The sequence below is a fragment of the Tistlia consotensis USBA 355 genome (genome assembly GCF_900177295.1).
Classification (GTDB): domain Bacteria; phylum Pseudomonadota; class Alphaproteobacteria; order Kiloniellales; family DSM-21159; genus Tistlia; species Tistlia consotensis.
Genome location: NZ_FWZX01000003.1, coordinates 188,641 through 204,051, shown reverse-complemented (window position 1 = coordinate 204,051; position 15,411 = coordinate 188,641). Strand labels below are relative to the sequence as shown.

The following is a 15,411-nucleotide window of genomic DNA, read 5'->3' as shown; positions in this document are numbered from 1 at the left end:
ATGCAGCAGTACTATCCGATCGGGCCGCGCGACCGGGTGCTGCAGAAGACGCCCTACGGCTTCGACGTTTCGGTCTGGGAGTTCTTCTGGCCGCTGATCGCCGGCGCGCGCCTGGTCTTCGCCCGGCCCGGCGGGCACCGGGACCCCGACTACCTGGCCGGCGCCGTCGCGCGCCACGGCATCACCGTGCTGCACTTCGTGCCCTCGATGCTGGAGGCCTTCCTGCCGGCCGCCGATCCCGTCGCCTGCGCCAGCCTGCGCCGGGTCTTCCTGAGCGGCGAGGCGCTGTCGGCCGAGCTGGAGCGGCGCTTCTTCGCGCGCGGCCTGACCGCCTCGCTGCACAACCTCTACGGCCCGACCGAGGCGGCGATCGACGTCTCGACCTGGGACTGCCTGCCGCCCGGCGGCCGGCGCACGCCGCCGATCGGCTACGCCGCGCCGAACTGCCGGTTGCACATCCTCGATGCGCACGGCCAGCCGGTGCCGGTCGGCGTGCCCGGCGAGCTGTTCCTCGGCGGCGTCCAGGTCGGCCTCGGCTACCTCGGCCGGCCCGAGCTGACCGCCGAGCGCTTCCTGCCCGATCCCTTCGCCGGCGAGGCGGGCGAGGGCGCCCGGCTGTACCGCACCGGCGACCGCGCCCGGCGCCTGGCGGACGGCGCGGTCGAGTTCCTCGGCCGGCTCGACTTCCAGGTCAAGCTGCGCGGCCAGCGCATCGAGCTCGGCGAGATCGAGGCGGTGCTGCTCGAGCATCGGGGCGTGCGCTCGGCGGTCGCGACGCTGTGGGGCGACGAGCCGGCCAGGCAGCGGCTGGTCGCCTACGTCGTGCCGGCGGCCGACGAAGGCGCGTCGAAGGAGCTGCTGCGCCGCCACCTGGAGGAGCGGCTGCCCGGCTACATGGTGCCGGATGCCCTGGTGCTGCTCGAGGCTCTGCCGCTCAATGCCAGCGGCAAGCTCGACCGTCGGCGGCTGCCGCCGCCCGAGCGCCCGGCGCGGGCCGGAGCCGAGCGGCCGCTGCGCGAGAGCGAGCGGACGATCGCCGAGGCCTGGTGCGCCCTGCTCGGCCTGGAGAGCGTGGCGGCCGACGCGAACTTCTTCGAGGCTGGCGGCACCTCGCTGCTGCTCGTCCAGGTCCACGCCCGCCTGAAGGCGCGCTGGCCCGAGGTCAGCCTGGTCGAGCTGTTCCGCTTCCCGACGGTCGAGAGCCTGGCCGCGCACCTCAGCCCCTCGGCCTCGGCGCCGGCGCGGGCCGAGAGGCCGGCGCCGCGCCGGGCCGCGGCGGCCGGCGAGGGCATCGCCATCGTCGCCATGGCCTGCCGCTTTCCCGGCGCCGACGACGTCGAGGCCTTCTGGCGCCTGCTGACCGAGGGCCGCGAGGCGATCGAGCGCCTGGACGAGGAAGAGCTGCGGGCGGCCGGCGTGCCGGAGGCGCTGCTCGCCGACCCGCGCTACGTGCGCGCCGCCGCGGCACCCGCGGGCATCGACCTCTTCGACGCCGGCTTCTTCGGCTACAGCCCGGCCGAGGCCGCGGAGCTCGACCCCCAGGGGCGGCTGTTCCTGGAGTGCGCCTGGCAGGCGCTGGAGCGCGCCGGGATCGACCCCTCCCGTCCGGGCGGGCCGGTCGGCGTCTTCGCCGGGGCGGGGCTCAGCGGCTATGCCCTGTCGCGGCTGGCCGGGCAGGGCGGCTCGGGGCTGAGCGGCTGGGCGGCGCTGCAGGGCGATCCGGCCGGCGCCTTTCACACCCTGGCGGCCAACGACAAGGACTACCTGGCGAGCCGCGTCGCCTACAAGCTGGGCCTGACCGGCCCGGCGGTCGGCGTGCAGACCGCCTGCTCGACCTCGCTGGTCGCCGTGCACCTGGCCTGCCGCTCCCTGGCCGCCGGGGAATGCCGCACGGCCCTCGCCGGCGGTGCCTCGATCTCCGTGCCGAGCCGCGCCGGCTACCTCTTCCAGGAGGGCGGCGTCGCCTCGGCCGACGGCCACTGCCGGGCCTTCGACGCCGAGGCCGGCGGCACCGTGCCGGCCGGCGGCGTCGGCGTCGTGGTCCTGAAGCGCCTGGCCGACGCCCTGGCCGACGGCGACCCGATCCATGCGGTGATCCGCGGCACGGCGATCAACAACGACGGCAATGCGCGGGTCGGCTTCACCGCGCCCGGGGTCGAGGGCCAGGCCGGGGTCATCGCGGCGGCCCAGGAGGCCGCCGGCGTCGCGCCCGCCGACATCGGCTACGTCGAGGCCCACGGCACCGCGACCCCGCTCGGCGACCTGATCGAGATCGGCGGCCTGACCCGCGCCTTCGGGCGGCTCGGCCCGCAGCGCACGCCGGCCGCCGGCAGCGTCGCGCTCGGCTCGGCCAAGACCAACATCGGGCATCTCGACGCCGCCGCCGGCGTCGCCGGCCTGATCAAGGCGGCCCTGGCGGTCGAGCAGGGCCTGCTGCCGGCCAGCCTGAACTTCCGCCGGCCCAACGAGCGGCTCGACCTGGAGCAGTCGCCTTTCTTCGTCAATGGCGAGCTGCGCGCCTGGACCGGGCAGGGCCGGCGGCGTGCCGGCGTCAGCTCCTTCGGGATCGGCGGCACCAACGCCCATGCCGTGGTCGAGCAGGCGCCGGAGCGCGCGCCCGGCGCGCCGGCGCGACGCTGGCAGCTGCTGCCGCTCTCCGCCGTCTCGGCGGAGGCGCTGGCGGGCGCCGGCGAAAGCCTGGCCGGCTGGCTCGATGCGCGTCCCGGCGCCGAGCTCGCCGGGGTCGCCTACACGCTGCAGGCCGGACGGCGCGGCTTCGCGGAGCGTCGCTTCGTGGTCGCCTCCGCCGCCGGCCAGGCCGGCGCGGCGCTGCGCGCGCCGGCCGCCGCCGGCAGCGCCGGCCGCCTCGCCGCGACCTCGGCGCCGCCGGTCGTCCTGCTGTTCCCCGGCCAGGGCAGCCAGTATCCCGGCATGGGCGCCGGGCTGGGTGAGGAGCTGCCGGTCTGGCGCGAGACGGTCGAGCGCTGCCTCGCCGCGCTGCCCGAGGCGCTGGCTCTCGACCTGCGCCAGCTGGTCCTGGAGCCGGCCGGCGGCGACGGCCGCAAGGCCTTGCTGCTGCGCCGCACCGAGCTGGCCCAGCCGGCGCTGTTCGTCGTCGAGGTCGCGCTGGCCCGCCAGCTCCAGGCCTGGGGCCTGCGGCCGGCGGCGCTGCTCGGTCACAGCCTCGGCGAGCTGGCCGCAGCGACCGTCGCCGGCGTGTTCCGGCTGGAGGAGGCCCTCGGGCTGGTCGTGCTGCGCGGCCGGCTGATGCAGGCGCAACCGCCGGGCGCCATGCTGGCGGTTGAGGCCGAGGCCGGCGAGCTGGCGCCGCTGCTCGGCGGCGGCCTGGCCGTCGCGGCGCTCAACGCGCCGGCGCAGACCGTGGTCGGCGGCCCGGCGCCGGAGGTCGAGGCGCTGGCGGCGCGCCTGGCCGAGCAGGGCATCGCCAGCCAGGCGCTGCACACCTCCCATGCCTTCCACGGCCCCTCGATGGCGGCGGTCATGGCGCCCTTCGCCGAGGCGGTCGCCGCGGTCGAGCGGCGCGCCCCGGAGCTGCCGGTGCTGTCCAACCTGACCGGCGACTGGCTGACCGAGGAGCAGGCCCTCGATCCCGACTACTGGGCGCGCCAGCTGCGCGAGCCGGTGCGCTTTTCCGATGCCCTGGACACGCTCTTCGCCGGCTCCGACCCGGTCCTGCTGGAGGTCGGTCCGGGCCGCGGCCTGCTCTCCCTCGTCCGCCAGCATCCGGCCGGCAGCGGCGCGCCGGCCCTGCTGCGCAGCCTGCCGGGCCCGCTGGAGGAGGGCGAGTCCGAGCGCTGCGTGCTGGAGGCCGTCGGCGGCCTCTGGCTGGCCGGCGCCGAGCTCGACTGGCGCGCCGTCCACGCGCCGGCCGAGCCGCTCAAGCTCGCCCTGCCGGGCCATCCCCTGGACCGCAAGCGGCACTGGCTCGACGCGCCCGTCGAGGCCCCAGCTGCCGCCGGCCCGGCGGTCCTGCGGCCGGGCTGGATCCGGCTGGCCGAGACGCCGCCGGCCGCGGATCTCACCGGCGAGCGCTGGCGCCTGGAGGGCGCCGGCGAGCCGCTGGCGGCGGCGCTGCGGCAGGCCGGCGCCGAGGTCGTCGGAAGCGGCGCCTGCGAGACGCTGCTGCTCTGCCTGCCGGACGGCGACCCCGCGGGCGACGACGCGCCGGCGGTCGTCCCGCGGCTCGCCGCGCTGCTCGCCGAGGGCCGGCCACGGCGCCTCTGCCTGGTCACCGTCGGGGCCCGCGACCTGCTCGGGGACGAGCCGCTCGGCCTGGCCGGTGCGGCCGCCGGTGCCGCGGCGCTGGTCGCGGCGCAGGAGCTGCCGGATCTGGAACTCCGCTCGCTCGACCTCGAGGCGGAAGCCCGGACGGCAGCGGAGGCGGGGCGGCTGCTCGCCGCGCTGGCCGCTCCCGGCCCGCGCCATCTCGTGCTGCGCCACGGCCGGCTGTGGCGCGCCGAAGCCCAGGGCGAGACGCTGCCGGACGCGCGCCTGCCGGAGGGCGCTGTGGTGCTGATCACCGGCGGCTTCGGCGGGGTCGGGCTGGCGATCGCCCGTCGGCTCGCCGGGCGCGGGGCCAGGCTGGTGCTCTGCGGCCGCGACGGCGGGCGCGGCCGCAAGGCCGAGCGCGAGGCGCTGGCGGCGGCCGGCGCGACGGTGATCGCCGCGCGCTGCGACGTCGCCGATCCCGCGTCGCTGGCGGGGCTCGTCGCGCGGGCGGTCAAGCGCTTCGGCCGGCTCGATGCCGTGGTCCATGCCGCCGGCGTCGCCGGCGAGGCGGCCCAGGTCGCGCTCGCCGGGACCGACGCCGCGACGGCCGAGCGCCTGTTCCGCGCCAAGCTGGCGGGCACGCGCGCGCTGGCCGAGGCGCTGAGCGACCGGCCCGAGGTGCCGGTGCTGCTCTGCTCGTCGCTCTCGACGGTCCTGGGCGGCCTCGGCTTCGCAGCCTACGCGGCCGCCAACGCGGTGATGGATTCCCTGGCCCTGCGGCTGGTGCGCGACGCGGGACGGCGCTGGCTCGCGGTCGACTGGGACGGCTGGCGCCTGGGCGGCGACGCGCCCGACGGCCCCGGGCCCGACGGCCTCGCGCCCGAAGTCGGTGCGGCCCTGGCCGAGCGGCTGCTGGCGAGCGGCCTGACCGGCCGGCTGCTGGTGACGGCGACGCCGCTCGGCCCGCGCCTCGCGCGCTGGGTCGAGGACGCGGCGGCGCCGACCGCCGCCGTGCCGGCCGCCACCGTGCCGGCCGAGGCCGTCACCCCCGTCGCGGCGACGCCCGGCTTCGCCGCGCCGCGCAGCGGCCTGGAGGAGGCGGTCGCGGCGATCTGGCGCGAGGCGCTCGGCCTGCCCGAGGTCGGCGTCGACGACGACTTCTTCGCGCTCGGCGGCCACAGCCTGCTGGCGGTCCGCATGCTGGCGCGCCTGCAGCAGCTGGCCGGCGTGCCGCTCAGCCTGCGCGCCCTGCTCGAGGCGCCGTCGATCGCCCGCCAGGCGCGCACGATCGAGGCCCTGCGCTGGCAGGCCCAGGGCCAGGAGGCCATGGACCGGGAATCGGGGGGCGCGACCGCGGGCGCCGGCGAGGAGGAGGGCGAGATTTGAGCCTGCTCGAGCTGCTCGACGAGCTGCGCCAGCGCGGCGTGCGCCTGCGCGCCGAGGACGGCAAGCTCAGGTTCTCCGGGCCGAAGGGCGGGCTGACCGAGGAATTGCGTGCGCGGGTCGCCGCCGAGCGCGGCGCGCTGCTCGCGCTGCTCGGCGGGCAGCAGGGCCCGGCCGGGCCTGCGGGCGCGGACGCCGCCGCGCCGGCGCCGCTGAGCCACGCCCAGCAGCGGCTCTGGATCGTCGAGCAGATCGAGGGCATCGGCACGGCCTACGCCATCCCCGGCGCCGCCGAGATCGCCGGGCCGCTCGACGTCGAGGCCCTGCGGCGGGCGCTGGCCGCGGTGATGCGCCGCCAGGCCAGCCTGCGCACGGCGCTCCGCCTGGTCGACGGCCTGCCGCGCCAGGTCGTCGAGCCGGACCCGCGGCTGCCCTTCGCCGTCGAGGACCTCTCCGGCGCGGCCGATCCCGCGGCGACGGCACGGGCGCGGCTGTCGGCGCTCGCGGCGGAGCCCTTCGATCTCGCGCACGCGCCGCTGTTCCGGGCGCGGCTGCTGCGCCTCGGGCCGGAGCGGCATCTCCTCGGCGTCGTGCTGCACCACGCGATCGCCGACGGCTGGTCGATCGCGCTGCTGCTGCGCGAGCTGGGTGCCGCCTATGCCGAGGCGGCGGCCGGGCGCGCGCCGGAGTCCGAGCCCTTGTCCCCGGGCTACGTCGACCTGGCGCGGCGCGAGCGCGGACCCGAGGGCCGGGCCAGGATCGAGCGCCAGCTCGGCTACTGGCGCGAGCGGCTGGCCGGCGCGCCCGAGCTGCTGGAGCTGCCGGCCGACCGGCCGCGGCCGTCGGTGCAGTCGTTCCGCGGCGCTGCCGCTCGCTCGCTGCTGCCGGCGGAGACCGTGACCCATCTGCGCGCGCTGGCGCAGGAGGAAGGCGCGACCCTGTTCATGGCGCTCTTCGCAGTCTTCGCGGCGCTGGTCGCGCGCTACAGCGGCGAGCGGGACTTCGTCGTCGGCACGCCGGTCGCCGGGCGCGAGACCCCGGAGAGCCAGCGTCTGGTCGGGCTCTTCGTCAACACCCTGGCACTGCGCTGCGACCTCTCGGGCCGACCCTCCTTCCGCACGCTGCTCGGCCGCCTGCGCCGCACCGTGCTGGAGGCCTTCGACCACCAGGACGTGCCCTTCGAGCGCCTGGTCGACGCGCTGCAGCCGGCACGCGATCCCCGCTATCCGCCGCTCTGCCAGGTGCTCTTCGCCCTGCAGAGCGCGCTCGACGAGCGCCTGGAGCTGGCCGGCGCCAGGCTGACGCCGGTGCCGCTGGAGACCGGCGGCAGCCGGGTCGACCTCTTCCTCGCCGCCGAGCCGCGCGACGACGGCGCCCTGGGCCTCGAGGCCGAGTACTGCAGCGACCTCTTCGAGGCGGCGCGGATCGAGCGCCTGCTCGGCCACTTCGTCACTCTCGCGGCCGCCGCCGCCGAGCGGCCCGACGCGCCGGTCGAGGGCCTGCCGCTGCTCGCCCCGGAAGAGCGCCGGCGGCTGCTCGCCGGGCGCAGCCGGACCGGCGAGCCGCTGCGGCCGCCGCTCACCCTGACCGGCCGCTTTGCCGAACTCGCCGCGCGCCGGGCGGAAGCCGTCGCCGTGGAATTCGGCGAAGCCCGGCAGAGCTATGGCGAGCTGCAGCGGGCGGCCGAGCGCGTCGCCGCTGCGCTGGCCGCTGCCGGGGTGCGGCCGGGCGAGGTCGTCGGCCTGCACCTGCCGCGCTGCCTGCTGCTGCCGGCGGCCCTGCTCGGCATCCTGCGCGCCGGCGCGGGCTACCTGCCGCTGGAGCCGGACCTGCCGGCGGCGCGGCGTCGGACCCTGCTGGCCGACGCCGGCGTGCGGGTCGTGGTGACCGCCGAGGCCCTGCTGCCGGCGCTGGCGGACGACGGCCTGCGCTGCCTGGCGGTCGAGCGCGCCGTCGGCTTCGAGGGCGCGGTGCCGCCGGCGCCGGAGGCTCCCGACACGCTGGCCTACGTCATCTACACCTCGGGCTCGACGGGCGGGCCGAAGGGCGTCTGCGTCAGCCACCGCAACATCCTGCGGCTGGTCGAGGGCATCGACTACGACGGCCCGGCGCCGGGCTGCTTCCTGCAGGTCTGCTCGATCGCCTTCGACGTCAGCACCTTCGAGATCTGGGGCGCGCTGCTGACCGGCGCGCGCCTGGCGATCCCGCCGCCGGGGCCGCTGGAGCCGGCGGTCCTGAAGGACTGCATAGAGCGGCACGGCGTCGAGGCGCTCTGGCTGACCGCCGGGCTGTTCCACCGCATGGCCGAGAGCCTGGCCGACACCCTGGCCGGCGTGCGCTACCTGCTCGCCGGCGGCGACGTCGTGCAGCCGGCCGCCGCCCAAGCGATCCTCGACCGCATGGCCGCGCTGGGCCACGGGGACCATCGCTTCGGCAACGGCTACGGCCCGACGGAGTGCACGACCTTCGGCACGCTGCACTGGATGCGGCCGGGCGAGCGGCTGGGCCAGACCGTGCCGATCGGCCGGGCGATCGGCAACACTGCGCTCTACGTCGTCGACGACGCGGGCGAGCCGGTGCCGCTCGGCGTGCCGGGCGAGCTCTGGCTCGGCGGCCTCGGCGTCGCCCGGGGCTATCTCGGCCGGCCCGGGCTGACCGCCGAGCGCTTCCTGGCGGATCCCTTCGAGGCCCCCGGCCGGGTCTACCGGACCGGCGACAAGGTGCGCTGGCTGGCCGACGGCACGCTGGAGTTCCTCGGCCGGCTCGACCAGCAGGTCAAGCTGCGCGGCTTCCGGATCGAGCCGGGCGAGATCGAGCAGGTGCTGCTGGAGCAGCCCGGCGTCGCCGAGGCGGTGGTCGTCGTGCGGCTCGCGGCCTCCGGCGCGAAGCAGCTCGTCGGCTATCTCGTCGCGGAGGAGCTTGCCGCGCCGCCCGACATCCCGGCCCTGCGCGAGGCGCTGGCCGCGCGGCTGCCGGCCTACATGGTGCCGGCCCACCTGCTGCGGCTCGAGCGCCTGCCGCTGAACCGCAGCGGCAAGGTCGACCGGCGGGCCCTGCCGGCACCGGGCGAGCATGCCGAGACGGCGCCCTCGCGGCCGCCCGAAGGCGAGGCCGAGGAAGCGCTGGCGGCGATCTGGCGCGAGCTGCTGAGGCGCGAGGCGGTCGGTGCCGAGGACAACTTCTTCGCCCTCGGCGGCGATTCGATCCTGGCCATGCAGGTCGTGCTGCGCGCCGGCGAGGCCGGGCTGAAGATCGGCCTGCGCGACCTGCTGGAGCGCCAGACCGTCGCCGGCCTGGCGGCCGTCGCGCGCGCCGCCGGGAAGGGCGGGGGCGGCGCGGCGACGGCGCCCCCGGCGGTGCCGCCGGTCGCCGGCCCGCTGCCGCTGACGCCGATCCAGCGCTGGTTCTTCGAGCGGCGCCTCGCCCGGCCGGACCACTGGAACCAGGCCGTGCTGCTGGCGGCGCGCGCGCCGCTCGATCCGGCGCGCCTGCAGGCCGGCCTCGATGCCCTGGCGGAGCGCCACGAGGCGCTGCGCCAGCGCTTCGCCGGAGCGGGCCCGGACCGGCGCGCGACCCTCGCGGCCGCGGCGGCCGTGCCGCTCGAGCTCCACCCGCCGTTCGGCGAGCCGGAGCGCGCGGCGCGGGCCGAGGCGCTGCAGGCCTCGCTCGACCTCGCCGAGGGGCCGCTGCTCCGCGCCGCCCTGTTCCGGCTGCCCGAGGGCGGCGAGCAGCTGCTGCTGGCCGCCCACCATCTCGCCGTCGACGCCGTCTCCTGGCACGTCCTGCTGCACGAGCTGCTGCGCTTCCTGGAGACGGGAGCGCTGCCCGCCGGGCCGCCGCCGACGCCCTGGAGCGCCTACGCGACCCGGGTGCCGGCGATGCCGCGCCCGAGCGCCGAGCCGGCCGAGCCGCTGCCGCTGGATGCCAGCGGCGGCGAAGACGAGGAGGCGACGGCGGCGCGCGCCGAGCGTCAGCTCGATGCGGCGGCGACCGAGGCCTTCCTGGGCCCGGCCAACGAGGCGCTGCGCAGCGAGCCGACGGAGCTGCTGCTGGCCGCGCTCTCGGCGGCGCTGCTCGACTGGAGCGGCGGCGCCGCCCTGAGCGTCGAGATCGAGCGCCACGGCCGGGACGTCCTGCCCGGGCTCGACCTCTCGCGCACCGTCGGCTGGCTGACGCGCCTCGACCCGCGCCGCGTCGTGCGGCCGGCGACGGACGCGCCCGAGGCCTGGCTGGCCGCGGCGCGGCGGGCGGCGGCGCTGGACGACGGGGGCGAGCGGGCCGAGGTCGTGCTCAACTACCTGGGCCGGATGGACGGCGCCGAGGCGGGCCTGCTGACCCCGGCGGAGGGACCGACCGGCGCGCTCTACGCCGCCGGGGCCGAGCGCCGGCATCTCTTCGAGCTGATCGTGGAGGTCGCGGGCGGCCGCCTGCGCTTGGCGCTGCGCTACAGCCCCGCGCGGCATCGGGCCGAGACGGCGACGGCCCTGGTCGAGGCGATCGGCCGGCGTCTGGAGGAGCTCCTCGCCTGGGCGCGGCAGCCGGCGAACGGCGGCCTGCTGGCCGAGGACCTGCCGCTCGCCGGGCTCGGCCAGCGGCGGCTCGACCGCCTGCTGGCCGCGCTGCCGGCCGAGGACGGCCGCCATCCGGCGCGCTCGGTCGAGAGCCTGCTGCCGCTGTCGCCGCAGCAGCAGGGCATGCTGCTCGACAGCCTCGCCGGGGCCGGCAGCGGCGTGCATCACGAGCAGCTGACGATCCGGCTCGAGGGTCCGCTCGATCCCGCGCTCCTGCGCGGCGCTTGGCGCCGGGTGGTGGAGCGCCATGCCATCCTGCGTACCGGCTTCTTCTGGCAGGGGCTGCCGCGGCCGCTGCAGGTCGTGTTCCGCCGGCCGCACCTGGACTGGTCGGAGCGGCAGGGCGTGCCCGACGAGGCCTGGCTGCGGCAGGACCGGCTGGCCGCCTTCGACCTGGCGCGGCCCGGCGCCTTCCGGCTGACGCTCTGGCGGGCCGGCGCGGCCGACTGGCGGCTGGTCTGGACCTTCCACCACCTGCTGCTCGACGGCTGGTCGACGGCCCTGCTGCTGCGCGAGGTGATGGCGCTCTACGAGGCCGGCCGGCGGGGCGGGGCGGCCGATCTGTCGCCCGTGCAGCCCTATGGCGCCTACGTCGCCTGGCTGGCCGGCCGCGACCAGGCGGAGACCGCCGCCTTCTGGCGCCGGGAGCTGGCCGGCCTGCCGGCCCTGCCGCCGCTCGCCTTCGCCGGGGCCGGGCCGGCGCCGGCCGGCGAGCGCTTCGGCGAGTGGCGGGGCGCGCTCGACGCGCCCCGGGCCGAGGCGCTGGCGGCGCTGGCGCAGCGCCTGGCGGTGACTCCCGGCACCCTGATCCAGGGCGGCTGGGCACTGTTGCTGGCCGGGCTGCTGCGCCGCGACGACCTGGTCTTCGGTGCGACCAGCGCGGGCCGGCCCGAGGAGCTGCCCGGCAGCGCGGCGAGCGCCGGCCTGTTCATCGACACGGTGCCGGTGCGGGTCGAGGTGCCGGCCGCGGGGCCGGTCTCCGGCTGGCTGGGCGGGCTCTTCGCCCGCTACGGACAGGTGCTGGCGCATCCGCACCTGGGCGCCGGCGCCCTGCAGCGCGCGGCAGGGCTGCCCGCCGGCCGCCCGCTCTTCGAGTCCCTGCTGGTCTACGAGAACTATCCGCAGGAGCTGAAGGCGACGACCGGGCCGGACGAGGGCGACGGCGGCCCGCGGGTCGTCGACCTGGTCGGCTGCGGCGCGCGCACGCGCTACCCCCTGACCCTGTTGGCCGTGCCTGACGCCGGATTGCGCCTGCAGCTCGTCTTCGACCGGCGCCGGCTGCCGGCCGGGCTGGCCGAGCGGCTGGGCGCGCTGCTCTGCCGCCTGCTGGAGCGGCTGGCCGAGGGCGAGACGCGGATCGAGGCCTTGCGCGGCCTGGTCGTCGAGGCCGGCCTCCCCGAGCCGTCGCCCGAGCCGTTGGCCGAGCCGCTGGCCGAGCCGCTGGCCGGGACCGCCGAGGAGACACCGGCCGTGGGCGGTCCGGGCGCCGCGCCGCAGGGCCCGCTCGAAGGCAGCCTGGCCGAGATCTGGCGCGAGCTGCTGGGCTGTTCCGAGGTGCCGGCCGACCGCTCCTTCTTCGAGCTCGGCGGCCATTCGCTGCTCGCCCTCGAGATGGCCGCGGCGGTCGAGCGGCGCCTCGGGCTGACCGTCGACGCCGGGCTGCTGCTGCGCGCACCGACGCTGCGCGGCCTGGCGGCTGCGCTCGCGCGCCTCGACCTGCCGGGCGACGCCGCCCTGGTCACCCTCACCGAGGGCAGCGGGCCGCCCCTCGTCGTGCTGCCCGGCGCGAGCGGCAATCCGCTGGCCTACCTGCCGCTGGCCCGCCGCCTGGGCGGCCGGGAGGTCCTGGGCGTGCAGCTCGCCGGGCTGCTGGCCGCGGACACGGTCGAGGCGATGGCGGCGCGGCTGGTCGAGGCCCTGCCGGAGGGGCCGCTGCACCTGCTCGGCCACTCCTTCGGCGCGGCCCTCGCCTACGAGACCGCGCGCCGGCTGGAGGCGATCGGGCGCCCGGCGCGGCTGGTCGCGCTGCTCGATCTCGCGGCGCCGGAGGCCGGGACACCGCCGCGCCGGGGGGCGCCGCCGGAGCCGGAGCTGCTGGCCGAGATCGCGGCGGCGGCGGCGCGCTACTTCGACCGGCCGCTGGCGCTCGATCCGGCGCAGCTCGCCGGGCCCGACGGGCGCCGGGTCTTCCTGGACGCCCTGGCCGCGGCCGGGCTGGTCAGCCCCGGCGCCGACGAGGTCCTGGTCGAGAGGCTGCTCGACCTCTATCGCCGCAGCCTGGCGGCCCTCGCGGCCTGGCGGCCGGGATCGCTGGCCGGGCCGGTCACGGTGCTGCGGGCGGGCGACAGTGAGACGACTGGCGACAACGCGCAGCCGGACCTGGGCTGGTCGCACTGGACCGCCATCGAGGGCTGCCACTGCCTGCCCGGCGACCACATCGGCCTGATCCGGGAGCCCTGGGTGGCCCGCCTCGCCGAGCGGCTGCAGGCCGAGCTGGCGGCCCGGGAAAGCGGAGCCGAGGCGATCGCCGCATGCACGTGACGATCCTGTCCCTGGGGACGCTGGGCGACGTCGCGCCCTTCGTCGGGCTCGGCGCGGGTCTCGTCGCCCGGGGGCACCGGGTGCGGCTGGCGACCTACGCGCGCTACGCCGAGCCGATCGCCGGGGCCGGCCTGGACCACCACGTGCTGCCCGGCGATCCGGCCAGGCTGATGAACTCCGAGGCGGCCCGGCGGATCGCCCGGGCGAGCGGCCGGCCGGCCGCCTACGACCGCGAGCAGCGCGCGCTGGAGCAGGCGCTCGCGGCCAAGGCCCGACGGGTCTTCGACGAGGCGGTCGAGGCCTGCCGGGGCACCGATCTGATCGTCTATTCCCTGACCGCCGCCTTCGCCGGCTCGATCGCCGAGGCGATGGAGCTGCCGGCGGTGCAGGGCTTCCTGGTGCCGGTCACGCCGACCCGCGCCTTCGCGCCGCTGCTCGCGAAGCGGGCGCAGTCGCGCCTCGGCGGCCTCGGCAACCTGGCGGCGCACCTCGTCGCCTCCTGGCGCTTCGGCAACTCCTTCAGGCAGCTGCAGGACGACTGGCGGCGCGAGTCGCTGGGCCTGCCGCCGCTGCCGGTCCGGCTGCCCTACGGCGGGCCGCTGGTCGAGGCCGACCGCCGGCGCCGGCCGCTGCTCTACGGCATCAGCCCCTCGGTGCTGCCGCGCCCCGCCGACTGGGGCGACTGGATCGAGATGACCGGCTTCTGGCCGCAGCCGCTGCCGCCCGGCTGGCAGCCGCCGACGGAGCTGGAGGCCTTCCTGGAGGCGGGGGAGCCGCCGCTCTGCATCGGCTTCAGCAGCGCCGGCGGCGGCGACGGCGAGCGCATGACCGGGATCGTCCTGGAGGCGCTGGCGAAGGTCGGGCGCCGTGCCGTGCTGCTGTCGGGCTGGGGGGCGCTCGGGGACTCGGTACGGTCGCCCCTGGTCCATGTCGCCGAGAAGGTGCCGCACGCCTGGCTGGCGCCGCGGGTCGCCGCGATGGTGCACGCCGGCGGGGCCGGCACCTCCCACGAGGTGTTCCGCGCCGGCGTGCCGTCGGTCGTCGTGCCCTTCACCGGCGACCAGTTCTTCTGGGCGGCGCGCGCGGCGGCCCTGGGCACGGCACCGCCGCCGCTGCCCTGGTGGGAGCTGACCGCGCAGCAGCTCGCCGAGGCGATCGAGACGGTGCTGGGCGATCCGGGCTATGCCCGGGCGGCGTCAGGCCTCGCCGGCCGGATCGCCGGCGAGGACGGCGTGGCCCGCGCCGTCGCGGCGATCGAGCGGCAGCCGCTCGCCGCGGCTCACTCGGCGCCGGGGGCGTCGAGCCCGAACCAGGCGTTGCGCACCTTCTGATAGTCGAGGTCGGGGTCGTAGACCTCGACCGGCAGGCCCAGCTCGCCGGCGTTCAGCCGGCCGACGGCGGACAGCAGCTGGAAGTCCGCCAGCACCTCGTCGCGCGCCGCGCCGACGGCACCGATCTGCGCGTTCTTCAGCTCGAGCAGCTGGTCGAGCAGATCGCTGATCGTCTTGTCGCCAAGCCGGTACTCGCGGCGCACGCCGGAGAGCGCCTGGGCGGCCGCCTTGACCTGCTCCTGGTAGGCCGTGAGGCGGGTCCGCGCGGCGACCAGGGTCTGCCAGGCGTCCTCGGCCGACTGCTCGGCCGTCCGGCGCGCCTTCTCGGTGGCGAGGCGGCGCTGCGAGGCGGTCTGCTTGGCCTGCCGGACCTCGCTGTAGACGACGCCCTGCTGGTAGAGCGGGACGGTCACCGACAGCCCGAGGGTCGCCGTGGTCTCCGAGGAATCCTTGCTCAGGGTGTCGTAGTTCTGGGCGACGCTGCCGGCGAGATCGAGGCTCGGATAGAGCGCGCCCAGCGCCTTCTCGATGTCGTCCCTGGCCGCCTGCTCGCGGAAGCCGGCGGCGATCACGCCGGGGTTGGCCCGGCGCGCCTGCGCGATCGCCTCGTCGCGCGACGCAGGCAGGCCGGCGAGCGAGGCCGGCAGCGGCAGGGTGCCGGCCTCGAGGCCGGTGACCAGGCGGAAGCTCTTGCGGCTCTGGTTGAGCTGCGACAGCGCGTCCGCGGTGTCGGCGCGCGCGCCGGCCAGCCGCGAGCGGGCCTGGTCGAGGTCGGCGCGGGTCGCTTCGTGGATCTGCAGGCGCTGCTCGATCGAGGAGATCTGGTCGCCGAGCGCCTTCTCGGTCTCGTGGCGCAACTGCAGGATCTGCAGGTTGGCGGCGACGTCGAGGTAGGCCTGCGCGGCGTCGAGCAGGACCTGCTGCTCGGTCGAGGCGAGGTCGGCGCGCTGGGCGCGGACCAGGGCCTCGGCGCCGGCGACGCTGGAGGCGGTCGCGGCGTCGAACAGCGGCTGGGTCACCGCCAGCTCGCTCTCGCGCGGATAGAGGTGCTCGACGACCCGGGGGAGGGGCGGCTCGGTGTAGGCTTCGCGGCTGTAGCCCGCGGAGCCGGTGAACTCGACGGTCGGGCGCCAGCCGCCGAGCGCCTGCGGGACGCCCTCGTTGACCGCGCGCAACGCCGATCGGGCGCCGAGCAGATCCGGGTTGGTCTCGTAGGCCGAGCTCAGGGCATCGATCAGAGACTGCGCGGCACCCGGCCTCGGGGTGCCGGCGAGCAAGACGCCAAGGCTGGCCGCCAGGATCAGGCGGCGGAACGAGGCCCGCGTCGACAGGGCGGGCCGGACCGGACGCGGCAT

The 15,411-nt window shown here is 77.5% G+C and carries 4 protein-coding genes (1 of these 4 only partly in view); 3 read left to right on the top strand and 1 reads right to left on the bottom strand.

The annotated features are described in order from the left end of the window. The 3 genes in view from B9O00_RS06305 to B9O00_RS06295 are tightly spaced (each overlapping or abutting the next) and all read left to right on the top strand, a layout consistent with a single transcriptional unit that may run on beyond the window. A protein-coding gene (locus B9O00_RS06305) for a hybrid non-ribosomal peptide synthetase/type I polyketide synthase (RefSeq protein WP_085121611.1) crosses the window boundary here: on the top strand, positions 1-5,616 show its 3' portion. It extends 3,552 nt beyond the left edge of the window; the window shows 5,616 of its 9,168 coding nt (coding positions 3,553-9,168); the start codon falls outside the window, past its left edge; its stop codon occupies positions 5,614-5,616. Continuing rightward, complete coding sequence (locus tag B9O00_RS06300; RefSeq protein ID WP_159460121.1) at positions 5,613-12,725, top strand: non-ribosomal peptide synthetase; 7,113 nt, start codon at positions 5,613-5,615, stop codon at positions 12,723-12,725. Before B9O00_RS06305 ends, B9O00_RS06300 begins: the two co-directional genes overlap by 4 nt. Further along, positions 12,716-14,056, top strand: a complete 1,341-nt coding sequence (locus tag B9O00_RS06295; RefSeq protein WP_085121609.1) for a glycosyltransferase — start codon at positions 12,716-12,718, stop codon at positions 14,054-14,056. Before B9O00_RS06300 ends, B9O00_RS06295 begins: the two co-directional genes overlap by 10 nt. Here the strand turns inward: B9O00_RS06295 and B9O00_RS06290 are convergent. Continuing rightward, positions 14,005-15,411 carry a TolC family outer membrane protein gene (locus B9O00_RS06290; RefSeq protein ID WP_085121608.1) on the bottom strand — a complete coding sequence of 469 codons (1,407 nt, stop codon included), beginning with the start codon at positions 15,409-15,411 and terminating at the stop codon, positions 14,005-14,007. The two genes, B9O00_RS06295 and B9O00_RS06290, sit on opposite strands and share 52 nt — an antisense overlap.

Excerpts from the sequence above, each read along its gene's own strand:
- B9O00_RS06295 (WP_085121609.1), top strand. The coding sequence starts at position 12,716 with ATGCACGTGACGATCCTGTCCCTGGGGACGCTGGGCGACGTCGCGCCC.
- B9O00_RS06290 (WP_085121608.1), bottom strand. The coding sequence starts at position 15,411 with ATGCCGCGTCCGGTCCGGCCCGCCCTGTCGACGCGGGCCTCGTTCCGC.